Raw genomic sequence first — 6,007 nt, forward strand, 5'->3', positions numbered from 1 at the left:
CCAGCGGCCATTGCCATCCATGATGATGGCGACATGTCTGGCGCGCGATTGGTCCAAGGCACTCCCCATAACCCGAAACGCTGCTTACTGCGTCAGGATTTCCTGTTCCTTCTTGGCGGCCGCCTCGTCGGTCTCCTTGACGTATTGATCGGTCAGCTTCTGGACCTGCTCTTCGGAACGCTTGCGATCGTCCTCGGAGATTTCCTTCTTCTTCTCGTCGGTCTTGAGGCTTTCCATCGCGTCACGGCGCACGTTGCGGATCGCGATCTTGGCCTTCTCGGCATACTGGCCCGCCAGCTTCGCCAGCTCCTTGCGGCGCTCCTGCGTCAGATCGGGGATCGGCAGGCGCAGCGTCTGGCCGTCGATAATCGGGTTGAGGCCGAGATTGGCATAGGCGATCGCCTTCTCCACCGCATGCATGTTCGTCTTGTCCCACACCTGCACGCTGAGCATGCGCGGTTCGGGCGCCGATACTGTGGCGACCTGCTGAAGCGGCATCATCGAGCCGTAGACCTCGACCTGCACCGGATCGAGCAGGGTGGTGTTGGCGCGGCCGGTGCGCAGGCCCTGAAGATCGCTCTTCAGGGATTCCACCGCGCCCTTCATCCGGCGCTCGACATCGACCTTGTCAAATTGCGGCATGGCTGGTTCCTTCGCTCTTAGCTGTCTTGAACAATGGTCTGGACGCCCTCGCCGGCGAGCACGCGGGCAAGGTTGCCCTTCTCGCGGATCGAGAAGACCACGATCGGGATCCTGTTGTCGCGGCACAGCGCCACGGCCGAGGCGTCCATCACCTTGAGATTGTCTGCGAGCACGCGGTCGTAAGTCACGGTATCGAAACGCACGGCATCGGGGTTGTGCTTGGGATCGCTGTCATAGACCCCGTCGACGCTGGTGCCCTTCAGGAGCGCATCGCACTTCATTTCCGCCGCGCGCAAGGCAGCGCCGCTGTCGGTGGTGAAATAGGGCGCGCCGACACCGGCGGCGAAGATCACGACCCGGCCCTTTTCCAGATGGCGCTCGGCGCGGCGGCGGATCACCGGCTCGCACACCTTGTCCATCTCGATCGCGGATTGCACGCGGGTCGGCACGCCGCACTGTTCAAGCGCGTTCTGCATCGCGAGCGCGTTCATCACGGTCGCGAGCATTCCCATGTAATCGGCCTGCGCGCGGTCCATCCCCTTGGCCGCCCCTGCCATGCCGCGGAAGATGTTGCCTCCACCGATCACGAGGCAGATCTCGAGCCCGCTGTCCTTGGCCGCCTTCACCTCTTTCGCCAGCTCGGCAACGAATTCGGGATCGATCCCGAACTGCTGGTTGCCCATCAAGACCTCGCCCGAAAGCTTGAGGAGGACGCGCTTGATGGTGGGCAGGCTCATGGGACAGGCAGACTTTCTGGCGGGAGTGGGCTAGCGGGGGCCTTTATCGGGGTGTCACCGTGCTGCCAAGAGGATAGCGGGGATAATGGCCAAGACAATCATCCGCAGGGCCGTGGCAGCAGCGCTGGTTCTCGCCGTGCTGGTCGTTGTAAAGGCATGGCACGACACGATGCGCGCACCGGTGGTCGAACGGCTGGTGGTGGAGAGCCCCGCCCTCCCCGCTGGCGCCGAGCCGGTCACCATCGCGCTCATCTCCGACATCCACGTCGCCGGGCCTGACATGCCGCCCGAACGGCTCGCGAGGGTCGTTGAGCAGATCAATGCGCTGAAGCCCAATCTGGTCGCCATCGCGGGCGATCTGGTGAGCGAGAAACGCGCCGCCTCGCACATCTACAACGCCGCCGAAGCGATCGCCCCGCTCGGCAAGCTGTCCGCGCCGCTGGGCGTGGTGCTGGTGCCGGGCAATCACGACCACTGGTTCGGCTGGGAGAAGCTGGCGGCGGAACTGGAGCGCTATCCGCACATCACGGTGCTGCGCAACGAAGCGCTTGCGGCCGGGCCGCTGGTGATCGGCGGGGTGGACGATGACTTCACCGGCCAGGCCGACCTTTCGGCTACCCTCGCCGCGATGGCGGGCAAGCCGGGTGTGCCGCTGGTGCTGACGCACTCGCCCGACATCTTTCCGAACGTGCCGGTGAATGTGCCGCTGGTGCTCGCCGGGCATACCCATTGCGGCCAGATCGCCTGGCCGTGGGGCGGCGCGCCCGCGACGATGTCCGACTACGGCGATCTCTACGCTTGCGGGGTGGTGCGCCAGCACGGCAAGGTGCTGGTCACCGGCGCGGGGCTTGGCACCAGCCTGCTGCCTTTGCGGCTGTTCACGCACCCGGAGGTGTGGCTGATAGAAATAGCGCCGCCGCAGAACTGAAGCTGGTTGTCACGCGCTGCGCCTGATGCAACTCCTCAAGACGAACAGGGGAATAGGGGCTTGCAATGGCCATCAGCGAACGTGTGCGGCGTATGCAGGACGAGGACCTCGTCCGGATTGCCAAAAGCCAAGAGGCCGACGGTTTCGAACCGGCATTCGTAGACGCTGCCCGAGTGGAACTGCAGCGAAGGGGCCTGGGGGACGAGGCAATTGGCGAACTGGCGGCGCAGGCCGAACAACTGGCGGCTTACGAAGAAGCGCAGCTGGATGCGCCGCTCAGCTGGCCTGCACGGATGGCTTTCCTGCTGTTCGGCTTCACGACGATCGGTATCTTTTTCGCCGTCGCGCAGCGGTATCTCGGCTATCCGCGCAAATCCTTCGAGGCCTTCGTGTGGTCGGCGGCCGGCCTCGGTTTCTGGTTGGCGATTGCGCTGGCCTTGCTGTTGGCCGATGCGACCGTAAGATAGCAAAAGGGACGCACCTTTCGGCGCGTCCCTTGGCGTTGTTCGACTGAAGTCGGTCGTGAAAGAGCCCGATCAGCCCTTGAGCGTCGCTGCCACTTCCGCGGCGAAATCGACTTCTTCCTTCTCGATGCCTTCGCCGAGCTGGAAGCGCACGTAGTCGACGAGCTTGATCGACTTGCCTGCGTCCTTGGCGGCCTTGGCGATGTACTCTTCAACCGTCGCCTTGCCGTCCTTGACGAAGATCTGGCTGAGGAGCGCATTTTCCTTGGCGAACTTCTTCACCGCGCCCTCGACCATCTTGGCCTGCACGTCTGCGGGCTTGCCGCTTTCGGCAGCCTTCTCGGCGGCGATCTTGCGCTCGCGCTCGATCACGTCGGCGTCGAGGCCGTCGGCGTCCAGCGCCTGCGGGAACATCGCGGCAGCGTGCTGGGCGATGTCCTTGCCCAATGCGTTGAGCGTGTCGGCATCGGCATCGGATTCCAGCGCAACCAGAACGCCGATCTTGCCGAGGCCGTCGGCAGCAGCATTATGGATGTAGGGCACGACCGCGCCCTGCGTGACACCGACCTGCTTGATACGGCGGATCTGCTGGTTCTCGCCGATGGTGGCGACGTTCTCGGTCAGCTTGTCGCCAACCGTGCCGCCTTCGGGATAGGCAGCCGCCTTGAGGGCTTCGACGTCGCTGGTGCCGGTTGCCAGCGCAACCGCGGTGGTGTTGCGCACGAAGCTCTGGAACTGGTCGTTCTTGGCGACGAAGTCGGTTTCCGAGTTGATTTCGACGGCCACGCCCTTGGTGCCTTCGACGAGCACACCGACCAGACCTTCGGCCGCGGTGCGGCTCGACTTCTTCTGGGCGGTGGCAAGGCCCTTGGCACGCAGCGCGTCAACCGCCGCTTCGATGTCGCCGCCCGCTTCGGTCAGCGCCTTCTTGGCGTCCATCATGCCAGCGCCGGTGCGCTCGCGCAGCTTCTTCACGTCGGCGACGGAAATATCGGCCATGGGAAATTCCTTCTTGTGTGTGTTCGGGCGCCCGGCCCCGCCATCCGGGAACGGAAGGCAATGCCGGGCGCGCTAGAGGGGGATTGTGACGAGGGATTGACGCCGCGCGCCAATCCCCCGTGCAAAAGATCAGGCTTCGGCGTCTTCGGCGGCCGGTTCTTCGGCAACCGGCTCATCGGCGAGCACCGCCTCGGCCGGGGGCTCGGCCATCGCGCCGAAATCGCTCGACACGTCAGCCTGGAACTTGCCCTTGCCGGCCATCGCGGCTTCACCGATCGCCTGGCAGTAGAGGCGCACCGCGCGGCTCGCATCGTCGTTGCCCGGAACCGGGAAGGCGATGCCGTTGGGATCGACATTGGTGTCGAGGATCGCGATCACCGGGATGCCGAGCACGCCGGCTTCCTTGATGGCGAGGTCTTCCTTGTTGGCGTCGATCACGAACATCACGTCCGGAATGCCGCCCATGTCGCGGATGCCGCCCAATGACATTTCCAGCTTCTCGCGCTCACGGGTGAGCTGGAGGACTTCCTTCTTGGTAAAACCCGAGGTGTCGCCCGAGAGCATTTCCTCGAGGCTCTTCAAGCGGCGGATCGAACCCGAGATGGTCTTCCAGTTGGTGAGCATCCCGCCCAGCCAGCGATGGTTAACGAAGTGCTGGCCCGACATGCGCGCGGCCTCGGCGATCGGCTCCTGCGCCTGACGCTTGGTGCCGACAAACAGCACCTTGCCGCCCGAACGCACGGTCGACTCCACGAAGTCGAGCGCGCGCGCAAACAGCGGCACGGTCTGCGACAGGTCGATGATGTGAACCCCATTGCGCGCGCCGAAGATGTACGGCTTCATGCGCGGGTTCCAGCGGTGGGTCTGGTGTCCGAAGTGGGCACCGGCCTCGATCAAAGCTTGCATGGTGACGACGGGAGCCGCCATAGGTAATTCCTTTCCGGTTGTTCCTCTGGAAGGCTGGAACCGCGTGTGCGGAGCGTCCCGCAAACGGCACCGGTATGAGCGCCTTCCATGTGAATTTGCTTCGGGTTCGGGCCGAATGCCCTTGCCGGAGAATGCGGGCCCTTAGCGGGGTCGTCCCGCGAAATCCAGTCCCCAATGCCGGGTTACGGAAAAATCCTGACCGCATCGGTTACAATTGCGCTTGACTCGGGGGAACAGTTGAAGAACAAAGCGAGAGAACAAACGTGGAACTAACGGACATAAGGGCAAACCGCCATGCTTTCTCTCGCCATCACCGTCCTGTTCGCCCTCACGGGCCTGATCGCCACCGCGACCGTCGCCCACTGCCTCGTCGAAGCGCGCGCCGCCTATGTGCGGTTGATGCGGGAAGGTGAAGTGATGCGCGCCGGCTTCGCGCTGCAGGCAGCGGCGGTGGAGATGGCGCTGAGGCCCGCCCCGCGCCGCGCGATGGCTACGCGGCGGGCGGGTCTGCCGGTTGGGCTTCCGCTTGCGCGGCCTGCTTTCGCCGCTTGATCCGTGCATATTTGACAAGGCCGTAAGGCATCAGCGCGAGATAGACGATGCTGATTGCCGCTAGCGTCCACCACGGCTCGAGCAGCAGCGCGGCAAAGGCCAGGCCGGTGAAGGCGATCAGCGGCAGTCGGATCGACCGGCGCGGACGCACCGCGGCCCAGCTCAGCGTCGGCATGTTGGAGATCATCAATCCGGCAATCAGCGTCAGCCAGGCGGCCATGAACATGGGCTCGCGAAACGCCGCATAGCCGGTTTCGAGCCACAGGTAGAACGGCGTGAAGGCAAGCCCCGCTCCGACCGGCGCGGGCACGCCGGTGAGGAAGCCGGCCAGTTTGTGCGGCTGGTCGTCGACATCGATGCGGGCATTGAACCGCGCCAGCCTGAGCGCGCAGCAGATCGCGAAGGCGAGCGCGGCGAACCAGCCGAAGCGCTCCCAGCTCTGGAGCGACCACAGGAACAGGATCAGCGCAGGCGCGACCCCGAATGACAGCGAATCGGCGAGCGAATCGAGTTCGGCACCGAAGCGCGACTGGGCGTTGAGCAGCCGCGCGATGCGCCCGTCGATCCCGTCGAGCACACCGGCCAGCACCACCAGCCCGATCGCGAAGGCCCAGTGCCCGTCGATCGCAAAGCGGATGCCGGTCAGCCCCGAACACAGCGCCGCAGCCGTCACCGCATTGGGGAGCATTGCCCGCAAGCTAAGCCCGCTGCCATCGCCCGCCGCGCGGGCATCCTCGTCCTCGGCGGCCTTGGGGCCG

General features: G+C 64.9%; 8 protein-coding genes. 3 read left to right on the forward strand and 5 right to left on the reverse strand.

Annotated features, from left to right (window positions below; genetic code table 11):
- Positions 1-84 precede the first annotated feature (84 nt).
- Complete coding sequence (frr, locus tag NBV68_RS16890) at positions 85-642, reverse strand: ribosome recycling factor (RefSeq protein ID WP_296312060.1); 558 nt, start codon at positions 640-642, stop codon at positions 85-87.
- Positions 643-659: 17 nt separating this feature from the next.
- Entirely contained in the window at positions 660-1,379 is a 720-nt protein-coding gene (pyrH, locus tag NBV68_RS16895; RefSeq protein ID WP_296312063.1) for a UMP kinase, read from the reverse strand.
- Between the two features lie 85 nt (positions 1,380-1,464).
- On the opposite strand from pyrH, the gene NBV68_RS16900 reads away from it, so the two are divergent.
- Positions 1,465-2,307: a metallophosphoesterase gene (locus NBV68_RS16900; RefSeq protein ID WP_296312065.1), complete on the forward strand. Its 843-nt coding sequence runs from the start codon at positions 1,465-1,467 to the stop codon at positions 2,305-2,307.
- A 65-nt stretch (positions 2,308-2,372) separates the two neighbouring features.
- A complete protein-coding gene (locus NBV68_RS16905; protein ID WP_296312068.1) occupies positions 2,373-2,774 on the forward strand; it encodes a hypothetical protein in 402 nt (133 codons plus the stop codon).
- A 69-nt stretch (positions 2,775-2,843) separates the two neighbouring features.
- On the opposite strand, the gene tsf is transcribed toward NBV68_RS16905, so the two are convergent.
- Both tsf and rpsB read right to left on the reverse strand, forming a co-directional pair.
- Positions 2,844-3,770 (reverse strand): translation elongation factor Ts, encoded by a 927-nt coding sequence (tsf, locus tag NBV68_RS16910; protein WP_296312070.1) that lies wholly within the window; start codon positions 3,768-3,770, stop codon positions 2,844-2,846.
- Between the two features lie 129 nt (positions 3,771-3,899).
- Entirely contained in the window at positions 3,900-4,697 is a 798-nt protein-coding gene (gene rpsB, locus NBV68_RS16915) for a 30S ribosomal protein S2 (protein WP_296312072.1), read from the reverse strand.
- Between the two features lie 294 nt (positions 4,698-4,991).
- Between rpsB and NBV68_RS16920 the strand changes: the two genes are divergently transcribed.
- Positions 4,992-5,249 carry a hypothetical protein gene (locus tag NBV68_RS16920; protein WP_296312074.1) on the forward strand — a complete coding sequence of 86 codons (258 nt, stop codon included), beginning with the start codon at positions 4,992-4,994 and terminating at the stop codon, positions 5,247-5,249.
- On the opposite strand, the gene NBV68_RS16925 is transcribed toward NBV68_RS16920, so the two are convergent.
- The gene (locus tag NBV68_RS16925) at positions 5,188-5,946 is read right to left on the reverse strand and encodes a phosphatidylcholine/phosphatidylserine synthase (protein ID WP_296312076.1); all 759 of its coding nucleotides are present in this window, start codon (positions 5,944-5,946) and stop codon (positions 5,188-5,190) included. The two genes, NBV68_RS16920 and NBV68_RS16925, sit on opposite strands and share 62 nt — an antisense overlap.
- Positions 5,947-6,007: the final 61 nt, after the last annotated feature.

Origin of the sequence: Erythrobacter sp. (genome assembly GCF_023653175.1) — a bacterium.
Lineage (GTDB): Bacteria > Pseudomonadota > Alphaproteobacteria > Sphingomonadales > Sphingomonadaceae > Erythrobacter.

Coding starts and splice junctions, on each gene's coding strand:
- NBV68_RS16920 (WP_296312074.1), top strand. CDS start 4,992: ATGCTTTCTCTCGCCATCACCGTCCTGTTCGCCCTCACGGGCCTGATC.
- pyrH (WP_296312063.1), bottom strand. CDS start 1,379: ATGAGCCTGCCCACCATCAAGCGCGTCCTCCTCAAGCTTTCGGGCGAG.
- rpsB (WP_296312072.1), bottom strand. CDS start 4,697: ATGGCGGCTCCCGTCGTCACCATGCAAGCTTTGATCGAGGCCGGTGCC.
- NBV68_RS16905 (WP_296312068.1), top strand. CDS start 2,373: ATGGCCATCAGCGAACGTGTGCGGCGTATGCAGGACGAGGACCTCGTC.
- tsf (WP_296312070.1), bottom strand. CDS start 3,770: ATGGCCGATATTTCCGTCGCCGACGTGAAGAAGCTGCGCGAGCGCACC.
- NBV68_RS16900 (WP_296312065.1), top strand. CDS start 1,465: ATGGCCAAGACAATCATCCGCAGGGCCGTGGCAGCAGCGCTGGTTCTC.
- frr (WP_296312060.1), bottom strand. CDS start 642: ATGCCGCAATTTGACAAGGTCGATGTCGAGCGCCGGATGAAGGGCGCG.